The sequence below is a fragment of the Streptomyces sp. NPDC015125 genome (assembly GCF_043080045.1).
In the GTDB taxonomy this organism is placed as follows: domain Bacteria; phylum Actinomycetota; class Actinomycetes; order Streptomycetales; family Streptomycetaceae; genus Streptomyces.
Genome location: NZ_JBIBVF010000014.1, coordinates 20,361 through 36,853, shown reverse-complemented (window position 1 = coordinate 36,853; position 16,493 = coordinate 20,361). Strand labels below are relative to the sequence as shown.

Sequence of the window (16,493 nt, the reverse complement as noted above, 5' to 3'; positions counted from 1 at the left end):
GAGGGGACATACATACAGATGCGAGCGCAGCCTGCTCCGTCTGAGGCGCGCAAGCCCGCAGCGCAACTTGTAGCATACGGGGGCAGCCGGACCCGGTCAATGCGCGAACGCGCACACCGGGGGCAGAACGCCCCATAACCGGCACACGCGATGTTCCGCGAGGTCGAACGGCCTCACAGTCCCTGCAGCGACAAGCAGAGCGAACACTACGACGACGGGCGCCATGAACCAAGAGCACGAGCCGGAGGCGACTCGCCGTGACGCCTCGGACACCGAAAGCAGCCGGGCCAGCCGGGGCTGGTGGGACGGCAACGCGGACGAGTACCAGAGCGAGCACGGTTCCTTCCTCGGGGACGACCGGTTCGTCTGGGGTCCCGAGGGACTGGACGAGGCGGACGCCGCGCTGCTCGGGCCGGCGGCCGAACTCAAGGGGCGCCGGATCCTGGAGATCGGAGCCGGTGCGGCGCAGTGTTCCCGCTGGCTGGCGGCGCAGGGCGCGCTCCCGGTGGCGCTCGACATCTCACACCGGCAGTTGCAGCACGCACTGCGGATCGCCGGTGGGCCGGGCGACGACGCCCTCGATCTGGTCGAGGCGGACGCCGGGGCGCTGCCGTTCCGCGACGGTGGCTTCGACCTCGCGTGTTCCGCGTACGGCGCGCTGCCGTTCGTCGCCGATCCGGTGCGGGTGCTGCGCGAGGTGCGCCGGGTACTGCGGCCGGGCGGCCGGTTCGTCTTCTCCGTCTCGCACCCGATCCGCTGGGCTTTCCCCGACGAGCCGGGGCCCGAGGGGCTGTCGGTGGGGGCTTCCTACTTCGACCGCACGCCGTACGTCGAGCAGGACGAGTCCGGCCGGGCCGTGTACGTCGAGCACCACCGGACGCTGGGCGACCGGGTACGGGACGTGGTGGCCGCCGGATTCCGGCTGGAGGACCTCGTCGAGCCGGAATGGCCCGAATGGAACACCCAGGAGTGGGGCGGCTGGTCCCCGCTGCGCGGGCATCTGATCCCGGGGACGGCGATCTTCGTGTGCTCGGCGGTGGCTCCTTAGCGGACCGGCGGTGTCGGCTTGACGGACCGGCCGGGTCGGCTTGACGGACCGGCCGTGTCGGCTTGGCGGTGCAGTGCCGTCGGCCACGCCGGCAGGGCAGGCACAAGCGCTCGGCAGGCGGTGCCCCTGCGGTGCCCCCGGGGCAGCCGGCCGGCGGACCTCGCCGGGGCGGCAGACTGGGGGCGTGATCCGCCGTGACGCCCTTGACCAGCTGCCCGTGCGTACCGCGCTGCCCGCGCTGCGCGCCGCCCTCGACGGACCCGGTGCCGCGGTGCTGTGCGCCCCGCCGGGCACCGGCAAGACGACACTGGTGCCGCTGGAGCTGGCGGGCCTGACCGGGGAGGGACCGAAGCGGCGGGTGCTGGTCGCGGAGCCGCGCCGGATCGCGGCCCGTGCGGCCGCGCGGCGGATGGCCTGGCTGCTGGGCGAGAAGACAGGGGACCGGGTCGGGTTCACGGTGCGCGGGGAGCGCCGGGCCGGGCCCCGTACCACCGTGGAAGTGGTGACGACCGGGGTGCTGCTGCAGCGGCTGCAGCGCGATCCGGAGCTGGCGGGCGTCGATGTGGTGGTACTCGACGAGTGTCATGAGCGGCATCTCGACGCCGATACCTCCGCGGCGTTCCTCCTGGACGTACGGGAGACCTTGCGGCCCGAGCTGCGGCTGGTGGCGGCGTCGGCCACGACGGATGCCGAGGGCTGGGCACGGCTGCTGGGCGGCCCCCAGGGCCCGGCGCCGGTGGTCGAGGCGGCGGGTGTGTCGCATCCGGTGGGGGTGGTGTGGGCACCGCCGGAGCGGCCGGTGCGGCCGGCACACGGGATGCGCGTCGACCCGGCGCTGCTGGCGCAGGTGGCGGCGGTGGTGCGGCGGGCGCTGCGCGAGCAGACGGGTGATGTGCTGTGTTTCCTCCCCGGCGTCGGGGAGATCGGGCGGGTCGCCGGGGAGCTGGCCGGGGTGGACGCCGAGGTGCTGCAGGTGCACGGGCGGGCTCCGGCCGAGGTGCAGGACGCGGTACTGGCGGGCGGGGGCGGCCTGCGCAGAGTGGTGCTGGCGACCTCGGTGGCCGAGTCCAGCCTGACCGTGCCGGGGGTGCGGGTGGTGGTGGACAGCGGGCTGGCGCGGGTGCCGCGGACGGATCATGCGCGGGGGCTCAGCGCGCTCACGACCGTGCGGGCCTCCCGGGCGGCGGCCCGTCAGCGCGCCGGACGGGCGGGGCGCGAGGCACCGGGTGTGGTGTACCGCTGCTGGTCGGAGGGCGAGGACGGGCGACTGCCGGCGTTCCCCGATCCGGAGATCAAGGTCGCCGATCTGACGGCGTTCGCCTTGCAGGCGGCCTGCTGGGGCGATCCGACGGCCGGCGGTCTCGCCCTGCTCGACGCGCCGCCGACCGGTGCACTGGCCGCGGCACGGGAGGTGCTGACGGCGATCGGTGCGGTGGACGGGACCGGCCGGGCAACGGCGCGGGGGGTACGGATGGCACGGCTCGGGCTGCACCCCCGGCTGGCGCGCGCCCTGCTGGACGGCGCACCCGAGGTCGGCGTGCGCCGCGCCGCGGAGGTGGTCGCCCTGCTGAGCGAGGAACCGCCGCGGGCGTACGGGGACGATCTGGCGGCGGCGTGGCGCACCGCGCGGCGGGGCGGCGATGCGTACGGAGCGAGGTGGCGGCAGGAGGCACGGCGCTTGGCGTCGGCGGCCGGGGAGCCGCGGGCCGGGTCGGGCGCGGACGCCCTTAAAGGCTCCGGGCCCGGAGCCGGGGGCGGCACGGCGGCAGCGGTCACCGACGATGCGGTCGCCGGCCTCCTTGCCGCGTTGGCCTTCCCGGAGCGGGTGGCACGCGCCCGCGGGGGCGGGAGTTACCTCATGGCATCCGGGACCGGGGCGGAGTTGGCGGGGGCAGGGCCGGGCCCGGGGGCGCAGGCCGGGCGGGGGCACCGCGCGGGGCCTGCGGACGGGGGCGGCGGATCGGGGCTGCGGGATGCGGGGTGGCTGGCGATTGCGGTGGCGGACCGACCGGTGGCGGCGGTGTCGGCGCGGGTGCGGCTCGCGGCGGTGATCGACGAGGAGACGGCATGTGCCGCGGCGCGGGCGCTGCGCTCCTCGGGTGAGGAGGTGCGCTGGGCGGACGGTGACGTGGTGGCCAGGAGCGTGACCCGGCTGGGGGCGATCGAGCTGGCGTCCCGGCCGCTGACCGCGCCCGACCCCGGGCTGCTGCGGGAGGCGGTGGTGTCGGGGCTGCGGCGGGAGGGTTTCGGCCTGCTGCGGTGGCCGCCCGCGGCGGCGTCGCTGCGGCAGCGGCTGGCGTTTCTGCACCGGGAGCTGGGCCCGCCGTGGCCCGATGTGTCGGACGCGGCGCTGCTGGAGCGCGTCGAGGAGTGGCTGGGGGTGGAGCTCGGCCGGGCGCGGCGGCGGGCCGATCTGGCACGGGTCGATGCGGGGCAGGCGCTGGCCCGGCTGCTGCCCTGGGCGACCGGGGACGCGGCGCGCTTCGACGAGCTGGCACCGGAGCGCATCGAGGTGCCGAGTGGTTCGCGGGTACGGGTGGATTACGAGGGTGCGCAGCCGGTGCTGGCCGTCAAACTCCAGGAGTTGTTCGGCCTGCAGGAGTCGCCGCGGGTGGCCGGCGGGCGGGTACCCGTGCTGGTGCATCTGCTGTCCCCCGCGGGGCGTCCGGCGGCCGTCACGGCGGATCTCGCCTCGTTCTGGCGGGACGGATACCGGTCCGTACGCGCGGAGTTGCGCGGGCGCTACCCCAAGCATCCCTGGCCGGAGGACCCTTCGGCGGCCGAGCCGACCCGGCACACCTCGGCGCGGCTCAAGCGGGGCTGAGCGCGGGGCCGGAGGGGCGCGGAGGCGGCTCGCTGACGTCATGCTTCCACGTTACGGGCCGGCACTGACAACGCCGTTGCCGGACGACGACGGCGCGGGGGCGGGCGGCCGGGCCGCCGGAGCGCGGGGGCGGCGGTTGCGGGCTTCGAGGTGCAGGCTCAGGGCGAGCAATGCGGCGCCGAGCACCAGGAATCCCCAGGGGAGGTAGCGGGTGAGCAGCAGGACGAGGGTGCGCTGCGAGGTCACCAGGGCCACGGTGGAGTCGATGTAGTCGTCGCGCATCTTCACATGGCCGGCGAACGCGGTGACCTTGCCGCCCCCGGGCAGCAGTTGGCCGCCGCGCAGCTCCTCCTGGTGGATCTCCTGGCCGTTGACCGGCGCGCCGGTGACCGGCTCCACCCAGAACATCCGCTTGGTGGTGTACCAGCGGGTGGTGCCCATCTTCTCGACGGACGCGGGGGTGATGCCCTTGACCGGCATCTTCTTGGGGAGGGCGACCTTGGTCCAGGGGATGGTCTGCTCGAAGTAGTAGACCTCCAGGCCGTGGAAGGTGCGGGTGCCCTTGTAGTGGATGGGGGCCGAGGTGCGGGTCTGGGCGTCGAAGTAGGCGTAGTCGCGCTTCTCGGTGAGGAACGGCCACTTGTACTCGATGCCCTCGCGGCGCACCGGGTCGCCGTCGACCATCTCGCCGGTGGCGTGCACGGGTTCCTGGGTGTGTGCGTCGAAGAGGTAGCGCTCGGGGATCTCGGAGACCATCTTGCCGTCGGGGCCCACGACGTAGGACAGCGCGTCCCAGACGACGACATCGCGGCCCGCGGACTGCTCGATGCGCTCGGATGCGGCGACATCGCCCTTGAGGGTCTGCACGATGGTGATCTTGGGGACGCGCTCGGCCTTCATCGTCCCGTAGTCGAGGAGGGTGGCGGGCCTGGCCTCCAGGACCATGTCCTGGTACTGGCCGGGCGGGATCTTGGCGAGCCGCGGAAAGGCGTACCACCGCATCAGCGGGGACAGGGCGGTGAAGAAAACGGCGAGGGCGAGCAGCACCAGGCTCGCCGGGCGGCGCATCCCTCGGGCTTCTCCGCCCCGGCCGGTGCCTGCGGTGGCGGAGCCGGCCGGGGGCGCGGGTGTGGTCCCCCGGGTGGGCACAGTACGGCGCATGGCGGTGGCGTCCCTCCCTCAGGGGTGCTTGGGGACGGTGGTCAGCAGCGGTTTGGGCGAGGTGGTGCCGCGGGGTGCGCCGATCGCCGCGAGGGTGAGCACGAGGGCGAGCGCCGCGGCCAGTCCGGCCGCGGCTGCTGTCAGGGCGCGCATGGTCGGCCTCCCGAGAGCTGATACAGCGTCAGGGCGGGGGCACCGTAGCAACGGGCGGCCGAGATGAGAACACGTGACACCGCCGCCCCGCCCTGGACGGAGGGCGGGACGGCGGTGTCGGACCGGCGCGGCGGCCGGCCCGGCTGGTGGCCCGGCTGGTGGCCCGGCCATGATGCCGGGACCGGCCGATGCGGTGTGGGACCGGCCGACGCGGTGCCGGACCGGCCCGCGCGGTGCCGGACCGGCCGTGGCGACGGGCCGGGAGTGCGGTCAGGAACCGGTCGGGGCGGCGACCTTCAGCTTGATGGTGAGTACGGCGCCGTCGGCGGTGGTCAGCCGCAGCAGGAACGTGCCGGCGTGCGTATCGGTGTAGATCTTCGGGAGCTTCAGCAGGCCGTGGGCGTCGGTGGTGAGCCCGGTGAGGGTCCGGACCGGCTTGCCCTTGTCGACGCCGGTGGCCCCGGGGTCCTTGAAGTAGGGGCCCTTGTCGTTCTCTTCGGGCTGCTTCGGGTCGTCGGTGACCATGGTCGCGGTGATCGCCGCACCCGGCGCGATCTTGCCCTGGTAGGTCGCCTCGACCTCGACCGCGTCCTCGGCGAAGGCCTGCCCCGCGGTCGCCGTCAGCTCCTTGTCCGAGGTGCGGAGGAGCTTGTCGGCCTTCGGGGCCGGCTTGGCCTTGACGGTGGCGCCGAAGGCGACGGCGGGTGCGGTGCGGCCCACGGCGGTGGCCCGGATGGTGAAGGAGCCGGCCGTGTCGCCCGCCCGCAGCGTGGGAGCGGTGGCGAGGCCGTCCTTGTCCGTGGGGACGGTGACAGAGGTGGCGTTACCGGGGAAGCGGGCGCCGGTGGTCTTGGGCAGGGTGAAGCGAACGGGGGCTCCGGCGACGGCCTTGCCGGCGGCGTCCTTGGCGCGCACCCGCGGCGACGCGGCGAACTCGGTGCCGGCGGTGGCGCTCAACTCCTTGTCGCCGACCCGTTCGAGAGCGGTGAGCCGGGTGGGCTCGGTGGGCGGCTTCGGGGTGGGCTTCGGGGTGGGCGTCCCCGTATGGCCGCCCGGAGTGTGGCCGGTGCCGTCCGAACCCCCGGGCCTGCCGGGGTGGTTCGGCGTTCCGGTGCCGGTGCCGGATCCGCCGGACCCCGCATGCCGGCCCGGTGCGGGGGAGTTGCGGTGGGGGCGCGTGGCGTCGCCGGTACGGCCGCTGCCGTGGCCGCCGGACTTCCCGACGTCGCCGCGGTGCACCGGAAGGACGCCCCGGCCGTCCGGGACCTCGTGGGTGCCCTTGCGGTAGAACGCGTACCAGGACAGCACCGTCCGCAGATAGTCCTCGGATGCGTTGTAGCCGAGGATCGCCCGGTCCAGGTCGTCCCGGTCCGACAGATCGCGGCCGCCGGCGCAGAGATAGCGGCCCGCGGCGAGCGCGGCGTCGAAGACGTTGTGCGGGTCCTTCTTGCCGTCGCCGTTGCCGTCGGCGCCCCAACCTGCGCCGTCGGGGCCGCCGTTGGACCAGGTGGAAGGGATGAACTGCATCGGGCCCACGGCACGGTCGTGGGTGAGGTCGCCGTCGTAGCGGCCGCCGTCGGTGTCCCTGATCAGGGCGAAGCCGTGGCCGTTGAGCTGCGGGCCGAGAATCGGCTGAAGGGTGGTGCCCTCGGCGTCGACGGCGCCGCCGCGCGCCTGTCCGGACTCGACCTTGCCGATTCCGGCGAGCAGTTGCCAGGGCAGCCGGCAGCCCGGATCGGACGTGCCGACCGCCGAGGCGGCCTTCTTGTACGCGGCCAGGACGGTGGCGGGCAGGCCGGCTTCGGCGGGACCGGTGCCGAGGGCGGGGCCCTGGCCGGTGTGGTGCGCCTCGTGCGGCGGTACCGGCCGGTGGACGGGCGGCCGGTCGGTGAAGTACGCCGAACCACCGTCGATGGGGGTGTCGGCGGGTGGGGCGGGCTTCTGTTTCCTGGCGGCCGAGGCCTCTGTGGCGGCGGGTGCCTGAGAGGCGGTCAGGGCGGCGAGCACCACGGCCGCCACCGCTGTCGAGGCCGCTCCCCTCCGGAGCCGCCTTCGGAATGTGGCTGCCATACGTGGTCCCCTCCGCGTTGCCCTACCGCGCCCCTGACGCGGTGTTGCGCTCCCCAGCGCTCCAACTCAGGTGACACTACGACAACTCGGGCCCGGCATCTACCACCAACATCGGACACATAATGAGCCGAATCGATCGAGGAGAGGTGTCATGCCGTTCACGCTCAGTCATGCCGCTGCCGTGCTCCCCGCCATCCGGCGGACCGGCGCGGCACGTGGTCCGTTGGTCGCCTCGGCGCTCGTGGCGGGGTCGTTCGCACCGGACATGACCTACTACGCGGACAGCCTGGTGCCGGGCGCCATGACGTTCGGCGAGGTCACCCACTCGCTGCCCGGAGTGCTGACCGTGGACGTCCTGGTCACCGCGGCGCTCGTCGGCGGCTGGCTGCTGCTGCGCGAACCGCTGCTGACGCTGCTGCCCCGGGGATGGCGGGGTCCGGTCCAGGCGCTCCTGCGCGGGCGGCCCTGGAGACCCCGAGGTGCCCGCGAACTCGCCGCTCTCGCGGGCTGGTTCCTTCTCTCCGCGGTGCTCGGGGCGGCGAGCCATGTCGTCTGGGACGCCTTCACCCACCCGGGCCGCTGGGGTACCCGGCTGGTTCCGGGCCTGGACGGTACGGCGGGCGGCCTGCCGGTCTGCACCTTTCTGCAGTACGGCACCTCGGCGCTCGCCCTGGTGGCGATGGGAGGGTTCTTGTGGTCGGCGCTACGGGGCCGAGCCAGCGGCGGTGCCGCGACGTCCGGACCGCCCGTGAGCGGGCCATCCGTGACCGGGCCGTCCGTGACCGGGCCATCCGTGACCGGGCCATCCGTGAGCGGGCCGTCCGTGAGCGGCGCGGCAGCAGCGCTGACCGTACGGCTGCGGTTGCTGCTGAGCGCCCCGCTCGTGCTGTGTGTGGCGGCGGGTGCGGTACACCGCACGCTGCGGGCGCGCGCGGCCTACGGCCCGGGGGCGGGCTGGTTCGACTACCTTCCGGCGGTGCTCTTCGGCGCGGGCGCGGGCCTGGCTGCCGGACTGCTGCTGTATGCGCTGGGCGTACACCTGCTGGTCCGGCGGACGCGCCGGTCCGGGCCGGTCCCCCGCGTCCCGGTCACGACCGTGTCCGGGGCGGCCGCCGGCCCGGAGGCCCTGACCCCCGGCGCCGACTGACGGCATCGGCGGCGGGCCGGGCGGCGCCGAAGTGAGCTGTGGGCGCCCGCTCCGGACCGCCCCGGCCTGTGCCGTCCTCAGTGCGCCGCCGACTCCCAGTCCTTGCCGGAGCCGACCGAGACGTCCAACGGGGCGCTCAGCTGGACCGCCGCGGCCATCTCCCGGCGGAGCAGTTCCTCGACCTTCTTGCGCTCGCCGGGGGCGACCTCGACGACGATTTCGTCATGGACCTGGAGCAGCATCCGGGACTGCAGCCCGGCGGCCCGCAGCGCCGCGTCGACCCGCAGCATCGCGATCTTGACGATATCGGCCGCGGTGCCCTGGATCGGGGCGTTCAGCGCCATCCGCTCGGCCATTTCGCGGCGCTGGCGGTTGTCGCTGTTGAGGTCGGGGAGGTAGCGGCGGCGGCCGAGCATGGTCTCGGTGTAGCCGATGGCGCGGGCCTCCTCCACGACGCGCTGGAGGTAGTCGCGCACCCCACCGAAGCGCTCGAAGAAGTTGTCCATCAGCTTGCGGGCCTCGTCGGGCTGGATGCCCAGCTGCTGGGAGAGGCCGAACGCCGACAGACCGTACGCCAGGCCGTAGGACATCGCCTTGATCTTGCGGCGCATCTCCGGGTCGACCTGGGTCTTGTCGACCGAGAAGACATGGGAGGCGACGGTGGTGTGCAGATCCTCACCGGAGGTGAACGCCTCGATCAGGCCCTCGTCCTCGGAGAGGTGCGCCATCACCCGCAGCTCGATCTGGCTGTAGTCGGCGGTCAGCAGCGACTCGAAGCCCTCACCGACGACGAACCCGCGGCGGATCGCCCGGCCCTCGTCCGTACGCACCGGGATGTTCTGCAGATTGGGGTCCGTGGAGGACAGCCGTCCGGTGGCCGCCACGGTCTGGTTGAAGGTGGTGTGGATACGGCCGTCGGCGCCGATGGTCTTGATCAGGCCCTCGACGGTCGTCCGCAGCTTGGCCTGCTCACGGTGCCTGAGCATGATCACCGGGAGTTCGTTGTCGGTCTGCGCCGCCAGCCAGGCGAGGGCATCGGCGTCGGTCGTGTACCCCGTCTTCGTCTTCTTGGTCTTGGGCAGGCCCAGCTCACCGAAGAGGACTTCCTGCAGCTGCTTGGGCGAACCGAGGTTGAACTCGTGGCCCGCGGCGGCATGCGCCTCCTTGACGGCCTGCTGCACCGCCCCCGCGAACTGCTGCTCCATCCGCTCCAGCCAGCCCCGGTCCGCGGCGATGCCGGCCCGCTCCAACCGGGCCAGCAGCTCGCTGGTCGGCAGCTCCACCTCGCGCAGCAGGTCGGCCGCGCCGACCTCCGCCAGCTTCGACTCGAAGGCCGTCCCCAGGTCGAGGACCGTACGGGCCTGCCCCATCAGGGCGTCCGCCTCGGCCTCCTCGTCCGCGCCGAACGCCAGCTGGCCGTCGCCCGCCGCGGCCGGGGCGAGATCACGCCCCAGGTATTCGAGGGAGAGCGCGTCCAGCGCGAAGGAGCGGCGGCCGGGCTTGACCAGATAGGCGGCCAGGGCGGTGTCCATGGTGACGCCCTCGATGCGCCAGCCGTGCTCGCCGAAGACCCGCATCAGGCCCTTGGCGTTGTGCATCACCTTGGGACGGGCGGCGTCCGCGCTCCAGGCGGCGAAGGCCTGCTCGTCGGCCTCGTCGAGCTGGGACGGGTCGAACCAGGCGGCCGGGCCCGCGGGGGCCGCCAGCGCCACCTCGGCGACACTGCCGCTGCCCAGCGTCCATACGTCGACCGTGGCCACACCCAGCGGGCCCGTGCCGTGTTCGGCCAGCCACGGAGCGAGTTCGCCGGTACCGAGGACCGTGCCGTCCACCTCGACGCCCGGGGCCGGGGCGGCCTCCTCGGCGGCCTCGGCCGCTCCGGGGTCGACGGCGTGCAGCCGGTCGCGCAGGCCCTGGTTGCGGATCTCCAGGCCGTTGAGGAACACCGTGAGCGCCTCGCGGTCGTACGCCTCGCGGGTCAGCTCCGCCGGGCCGCACGGCAGCGCGACATCGCGCACCATCTCCGTGAGCCGGCGGTTGAGCTTCACGGCATCCAGGTGCTCGCGGAGGTTGACGCCCGCCTTGCCCTTGACCTCCTCGGCGCGCTCCACCAACTCCGCGAACGAACCGAACTGGTTGATCCACTTCGTGGCGGTCTTCTCGCCGACGCCCGGGATACCGGGGAGGTTGTCCGACGGGTCGCCGCGCAGCGCGGCGAAGTCCGGGTACTGGGCGGGGGTCAGGCCGTACTTCTCGAAGACCTTCTCCGGGGTGAAGCGGGTCAGCTCCGAGACGCCCTTGGTGGGGTAGAGGACCGTGACGTCGTCGGAGACCAGCTGGAAGGAGTCGCGGTCGCCCGTGACGATCGAGACCTCGAAGCCCTGGGCGGTGGCCTGCTCGGTGAGCGTGGCGATGACGTCGTCGGCCTCGAAGCCCTCGACCGCGAACCGCTTGACGTGCATCGCGTCGAGCAGCTCGCCGATCAGCTCGACCTGGCCCTTGAACTCGTCGGGGGTCTTGGAACGGTTCGCCTTGTAGTCGGCGAACTCCTCGGACCGCCAGGTCTTGCGCGAGACGTCGAAGGCCACCGCGAAGTGCGTGGGCGCCTCGTCGCGCAGGGTGTTCGCGAGCATCGACGCGAAGCCGTAGATCGCATTGGTCGGTTGTCCCGTGACGGTCGTGAAATTCTCCACGGGCAGGGCGAAGAACGCCCGGTATGCCATGGAATGCCCGTCCATCAGGAGCAGTCGGGGACGGCCGCCCGCCGCCGCCTCGGTGCCGGTCGCTTCGCTCTTCTTCGCTGCCTTTGCTGCCACGCCCCCGATCCTGCCACGCCCCACTGACAATCCCCGCCGCGACGGTCGCCACACCTCGCCGCAGCCCGGCCCCGGCCCCGCTCCGGGCCGGCCCCGGACCGTCGCCGGACACCGCCCCCACCGCTTCCGCACACCACCCCGGACCGCCACCGGACACCGTCCCGGCCGCCTCCGCACACGCCCCGGCCCGACGCCCCACCGGGCCGCCCCGGGCGCCCCGGCGCAGGCGCACCCCCACTCGCCCCTACACCACCCCTCGCGTCCGTGACAGGATCAGATGTGTACAGCAACGATCCGCCGCACCCGGTGGAGCGAGCAGCTCACGGCTCAAGGGAGAGCGCCATGGCAGGCAAGCCGCCCGCATCGGACCCCGCCCAGGACGCGCCCCAGGTCGGCGAACCCCAGCGCTCCGCCGTCGGCCTGCCGGCCATCACCCATGCCCTGCGCATCTCCCAGCAGCAGATGGGCGTGCGCCGTACCGCCCTGACCCTCCTGCGCGTCAACCAGCGCGACGGCTTCGACTGCCCCGGCTGCGCCTGGCCCGACCCCGGCACGCCGCACACCGCCGAATTCTGCGAGAACGGTGCCAAGGCCGTCGCCGAAGAGGCCACCCTGCGCCGCGTCACCCCGGACTTCTTCGCCGACCACGCCGTCGCCGACCTCGCGACCCGCAGCGGCTACTGGCTCGGCCAGCAGGGCCGCCTCACCCACCCCATGTACCTCCCCGAGGGCGCCGACCACTACGAGCCGGTGACCTGGCAGCGGGCCTTCGACATCATCGGCGAGGAGCTGACCGCCCTCGGCTCCCCCGACGAGGCCGTCTTCTACACCTCCGGCCGCACCAGCAACGAGGCCGCCTTCCTCTACCAGCTCTTCGCCCGCGAATTCGGCACCAACAACCTCCCCGACTGCTCCAACATGTGCCACGAGTCGTCGGGCTCCGCGCTGACGGAGACCATCGGCATCGGCAAGGGCAGCGTCCTGCTGGAGGACCTCTACCAGGCCGACCTGATCATCATCGCCGGGCAGAACCCGGGCACCAACCACCCCCGGATGCTCACCGCCCTGGAGAAGGCCAAGGCAGGCGGCACGAAGATCATCTCGATCAATCCGCTGCCCGAAGCCGGCCTGGAGCGCTTCAAGAACCCGCAGACCCCGCGCGGCCTGGCCGGCGGCGGCACCGCGCTCACCGATCTCTTCCTCCAGGTCCGCCTCGGCGGCGACCAGGCGCTCTTCCGCGCCCTCAACCGCCTCCTCCTCGACACCGACGGCGCCCTCGACGAGGACTTCATCCGCGCCCACACCCACGGCTTCGAGGAGTTCGCGCAGCAGGCCCGCGCCGACGACGACCGGGACGAGACGCTGCGCGCCACCGGCCTGACCCACGAGGAGATCGACCGCGCCCTGGCCATGATCCTCGCCTCGCGCCGCACCATCGTGTGCTGGGCGATGGGCCTGACCCAGCACAAGCACTCCGTCCCCACCATCCAGGAAGTCGTCAACTTCCTTCTGCTGCGCGGCAACATCGGCCGCCCAGGGGCCGGCGTCTGCCCCGTACGCGGCCACAGCAACGTCCAGGGCGACCGCACCATGGGCATCTTCGAGCGCCCCGCGCCCGCCTTCCTCGACGCCCTGGAGAAGGAGTTCGGCTTCGCCCCGCCCCGGGAGCACGGACTCGACGTCGTCCGCGCCATCCGCGCACTGCGCGACGGGCAGGCCAAGGTGTTCTTCGCGATGGGCGGCAACTTCGTGGCCGCCACCCCCGACACCGACGTCACCGAGGCCGCCATGCGCCGCGCCCGGCTGACCGTCCATGTCTCCACCAAGCTCAACCGCTCGCATGCGATCACCGGCGCCCGTGCGCTGATCCTGCCGACCCTGGGCCGCACCGAACGCGATGTCCAGACCGGCCCGGACGGGAAGCACACCGAACAGTTCGTGACCGTCGAGGACTCCATGGGCATGGTGCACGCCTCCCGGGGCCGCCTGGCACCCGCGAGCCCCCAACTGCTGTCCGAGACCGCCATCGTCGCCCGCCTGGCCCGCCGCGTCCTGGGCGAGGCCAGCCGCACCCCCTGGGAGGAGTTCGAGAAGGACTACGCGACGATCCGGGACCGCATCGCCCACGTCATCCCGGGCTTCGAGGACTTCAACACCAAGGTCGCCCGCCCCGGAGGCTTCGCCCTCCCGCACGCCCCCCGGGACAGCCGTAGCTTCCCCACCGCCACGGGGAAGGCCAACTTCACCGCCGCGCCCGTCGAATACCCCGCCGTCCCCGAAGGACGGCTGCTGCTGCAGACCCTGCGCTCCCACGACCAGTACAACACCACCATCTACGGCCTCGACGACCGCTACCGCGGCATCAAGAACGGCCGCCGCGTCGTCCTCGTCCACCCCGACGACGCCCGCGAACGGGGCCTGGCCGACGGGGCGTACACCGACCTGGTCAGCGAATGGACGGACGGCAGCGAGCGGCGCGCACCCGGCTTCCGGGTGGTCCACTACCCGACGGCCCGCGGCTGCGCGGCGGCCTACTACCCCGAGACCAATGTCCTCATCCCGCTCGACCACACCGCCGACACCAGCAACACCCCCGCCGCCAAGTCGATCGTGATCCGCATGGAGAGCCCCCGGCCCCAGGACTGACCACCACCGGGCCGGCCGGCGGGAAGCACAACCCCGCGCTGAGCGCTTGCTCAGGGGCCTGATAGGAACAGGCACGGATCGACGACGATCACGGGCGAGCGAACGGAGCCGTAGGCATGGGTGAGCAGAGCACGACCAAGTTTCCGCAGGAGATCCTCGACCAGTGGGCCGGCCTCGGCCTCGACCTGCCGTCCTTCTTCTCCGCCGGACACCTCGGTGAACGGATGAGCGTGCAGGTCACCGAAGCCGCCCCCGAGCGCGTCGTCGGCACCATGCCCGTCGAGGGCAACACCCAGCCCTACGGACTCCTGCACGGCGGCGCCTCCGCCGTCCTGGCCGAAACCCTCGGCTCCGTCGGCTCCATGCTGCACGGCGGCCCCACCAAGATCGCGGTGGGTGTCGACCTCAACTGCACCCACCACCGCGCTGCCCGCTCCGGTCTGGTCACCGGCGTCGCCACCCCCGTACACCGCGGCCGGTCCACGGCCACCTACGAAATCGTCATCACCGACGAACACGACAAGCGGGTCTGCACCGCCCGCCTGACCTGCCTGCTGCGCGAGACGGACGCCGACGTCTACCGCAGCTGACCGGCACCGGCCGGCGGACCGCCGGCCGCCCGTACGGCCCCGCACCCGGATTCCGGGAGCGGGGCCGTACGCATTCCCGTAACGCTGCGTAACACGCGCGCCCTACGGCGACGGCCCCAACTTCCGTCCCCCACAAGGCCCTGGGCGTCCCCGCGCACACCGCATCCGCTATCCGGACGCCGCTTCGTCACCGCACGCCCCATCCCCCCGTGGAAGTGCGAGTTCACCCTCCGCACCGCGTTCGCCCTCCGGTGTAAGGACCATAACGGCATAACGCTCATCGAAGGTCATAACAAGAGCGTCACATCCTGGTCAGCGCCTCTGCCGGTACGACGAACACCGCTCTAGAGTCACCGCCAGTCACCGCGCCGCCGGGCACGCTGCACGCACGGACCTTGTACGGCCCGTACAGCCCGGCGAGCGAGACGGCCATGCGACAGCCGTGGCCGCGCCAGGGAAAGGACTGATCGTGCGTCACCGTTCCTTGCTCATCCTCACCACCGCAGTCACCACCGGCGCCCTCACGCTCTCCGCGTGCGGTTCGCGCGGCGACGACAACAAGAGCGGCGAAGGAAAGTCCACGGTCGTCATCGGCCTCGACGCCCCCACCACCGGCGAGCTCTCCGCGCTGGGCCTGGGCATCCGCAACTCCGCCCAGCTCGCCGTCAACAACGCCAACAAAGCCGGCGAGGTCAAGGGCGTCACCTTCAAACTCGAAGCCCTCGACGACAAGGCCCTGCCGAACGTCGGCCAGCAGAACGCCACCAAACTCGCCGGCGACAAGGACGTCCTCGGCGTCATCGGCCCCCTCAACTCCGGCGTCGCCCAGTCCATGCAGCAGGTCTCCAAACAGAACAACCTCACGCTGATCTCCCCGGCGAACACCACCCCCGACCTCACCCAGGGCAAGGACTGGAAGCAGAACAAGCGCGTCCGCCAGTTCCCCACCTACTTCCGCACCGCCACCACGGACGAGGTCCAGGGCGCCTTCGACGGCCAGTACGCCTGGGAGAAGATGAAGGCCAAGAAGGCCTACGTCATCGACGACCAGAAGACCTACGGCGTGGGCCTCGCCTCCTCCTTCAAGGACCAGTTCGCCAAACTCGGCGGCAAGATCGTCGGCACCGAGCACGTCAGCCCCGACGACCGCGACTTCAAGGCCGTCGTCTCCAAGGTCAAGTCCGCCAAACCCGACCTGGTCTTCTACGGCGGCGAATACCCCGCCTCCGGCCCCCTCAGCCAGCAGCTCAAGGACGGCGGCGTCACCGCCCCCGTCATGGGCGGCGACGGCATGTACAGCAGCGACTACATCAAGCTGAACAAGAAGGCGCAGGGCGACTACGCCTCCTCCGTCGGCAAGCCCGTCGAAGAGCTCCCCTCCGCCAAGAAGTTCATCGCCGGATACAAAGCAGCCGGCTTCAAGGAGGGCTACGAGGCCTACGGCGGCTCCACCTACGACGCCACCTGGGCTGTCATCCAGGCCGTCAAAAAGGTCATCGAAGCCAACGACGGCAAGCTCCCCGACGACGCCCGCAAGCAGGTCGTCGACGCCATGAACAAGGTGACCTTCGACGGCGTCACGGGCCCCATCGCCTTCGACAAATACGGCGACACCACCAACACCATGATCACCGCTTACCAGGTCGACAAGGGCGCCTGGGCCTCCCGCTTCAGCGCCGAATTCAAGAAGTTCGACAAGAGCTGACCGACCGCACCGCACCACCTCACCCCGGGCCGCGCCAGGACGCACCAATGACCCTGGCGCGGCCCGTGGCACACCGCGGCACCCCGGAATGCGGGCGCTGCTCACTTGCACCCGGCCTGAATCTCTCTTGACCGGCCGGCCCGGACCCCGTACTCCGGCCGGTCCGGATCCCGCGCTTTTGACAGGCCCGGATCGCTTACTCCCCGCCGGCCCGCATCCCGCACACCCGGCGGGCCCGGACCCCGCACTCCCAGCCGGCCCGCATCCCGCGCTTCTGGCCGGCCCCGATCCCTGACACCCAGCCGGCCCGGATCCCTCACACCCAGCTAGCCC

10 protein-coding genes are annotated in these 16,493 nt (G+C 72.6%); 6 read left to right on the top strand and 4 right to left on the bottom strand.

Annotated features, from left to right (window positions below; genetic code table 11):
• Positions 1-223: 223 nt before the first annotated feature.
• Complete coding sequence (locus tag ACF088_RS25985; protein ID WP_392378218.1) at positions 224-1,048, top strand: class I SAM-dependent methyltransferase; 825 nt, start codon at positions 224-226, stop codon at positions 1,046-1,048.
• A gap of 184 nt (positions 1,049-1,232) precedes the next feature.
• On the top strand, positions 1,233-3,872 hold the full coding sequence (locus ACF088_RS25980; protein ID WP_392378217.1) for an ATP-dependent RNA helicase: 2,640 nt from the start codon (positions 1,233-1,235) through the stop codon (positions 3,870-3,872).
• Between the two features lie 51 nt (positions 3,873-3,923).
• Here ACF088_RS25980 and ACF088_RS25975 read toward each other — a convergent pair whose 3' ends face one another.
• From ACF088_RS25975 to ACF088_RS25965, 3 genes are all read right to left on the bottom strand, one after another.
• A complete protein-coding gene (locus tag ACF088_RS25975; RefSeq protein WP_392378216.1) occupies positions 3,924-4,940 on the bottom strand; it encodes a DUF3068 domain-containing protein in 1,017 nt (338 codons plus the stop codon).
• Positions 4,941-5,051: 111 nt separating this feature from the next.
• A complete protein-coding gene (locus tag ACF088_RS25970) occupies positions 5,052-5,186 on the bottom strand; it encodes an SPW_0924 family protein (RefSeq protein ID WP_381651830.1) in 135 nt (44 codons plus the stop codon).
• Between the two features lie 270 nt (positions 5,187-5,456).
• Positions 5,457-7,256, bottom strand: a complete 1,800-nt coding sequence (locus ACF088_RS25965; protein WP_392378215.1) for a lytic transglycosylase — start codon at positions 7,254-7,256, stop codon at positions 5,457-5,459.
• 151 nt (positions 7,257-7,407) lie between these two features.
• Here ACF088_RS25965 and ACF088_RS25960 point away from each other — a divergent pair, with 151 nt between their 5' ends.
• Positions 7,408-8,403, top strand: coding sequence for a DUF4184 family protein (locus ACF088_RS25960; protein WP_392378214.1), 996 nt, complete (start codon positions 7,408-7,410; stop codon positions 8,401-8,403).
• Positions 8,404-8,480: 77 nt separating this feature from the next.
• Here ACF088_RS25960 and polA read toward each other — a convergent pair whose 3' ends face one another.
• Complete coding sequence (polA, locus tag ACF088_RS25955; protein WP_392378213.1) at positions 8,481-11,219, bottom strand: DNA polymerase I; 2,739 nt, start codon at positions 11,217-11,219, stop codon at positions 8,481-8,483.
• 342 nt (positions 11,220-11,561) lie between these two features.
• Between polA and ACF088_RS25950 the strand changes: the two genes are divergently transcribed.
• The 3 genes from ACF088_RS25950 (at position 11,562) to ACF088_RS25940 (ending at position 16,160) form a co-directional block, all read left to right on the top strand.
• Positions 11,562-13,865, top strand: coding sequence for an FdhF/YdeP family oxidoreductase (locus ACF088_RS25950; protein WP_392378212.1), 2,304 nt, complete (start codon positions 11,562-11,564; stop codon positions 13,863-13,865).
• Positions 13,866-13,981: 116 nt separating this feature from the next.
• A complete protein-coding gene (locus tag ACF088_RS25945) occupies positions 13,982-14,455 on the top strand; it encodes a PaaI family thioesterase (RefSeq protein ID WP_392378211.1) in 474 nt (157 codons plus the stop codon).
• 484 nt (positions 14,456-14,939) lie between these two features.
• Complete coding sequence (locus ACF088_RS25940; RefSeq protein ID WP_392378364.1) at positions 14,940-16,160, top strand: branched-chain amino acid ABC transporter substrate-binding protein; 1,221 nt, start codon at positions 14,940-14,942, stop codon at positions 16,158-16,160.
• The last annotated feature ends 333 nt before the right edge of the window (positions 16,161-16,493 follow it).

What these genes read in the sequence shown, in the direction of transcription:
- ACF088_RS25985 (WP_392378218.1), top strand. Translation starts at nt 224, where the DNA reads ATGAACCAAGAGCACGAGCCGGAGGCGACTCGCCGTGACGCCTCGGAC.
- ACF088_RS25975 (WP_392378216.1), bottom strand. Translation starts at nt 4,940, where the DNA reads ATGCGCCGCCCGGCGAGCCTGGTGCTGCTCGCCCTCGCCGTTTTCTTC.
- ACF088_RS25970 (WP_381651830.1), bottom strand. Translation starts at nt 5,186, where the DNA reads ATGCGCGCCCTGACAGCAGCCGCGGCCGGACTGGCCGCGGCGCTCGCC.
- ACF088_RS25965 (WP_392378215.1), bottom strand. Translation starts at nt 7,256, where the DNA reads ATGGCAGCCACATTCCGAAGGCGGCTCCGGAGGGGAGCGGCCTCGACA.
- ACF088_RS25960 (WP_392378214.1), top strand. Translation starts at nt 7,408, where the DNA reads ATGCCGTTCACGCTCAGTCATGCCGCTGCCGTGCTCCCCGCCATCCGG.
- ACF088_RS25950 (WP_392378212.1), top strand. Translation starts at nt 11,562, where the DNA reads ATGGCAGGCAAGCCGCCCGCATCGGACCCCGCCCAGGACGCGCCCCAG.
- ACF088_RS25945 (WP_392378211.1), top strand. Translation starts at nt 13,982, where the DNA reads ATGGGTGAGCAGAGCACGACCAAGTTTCCGCAGGAGATCCTCGACCAG.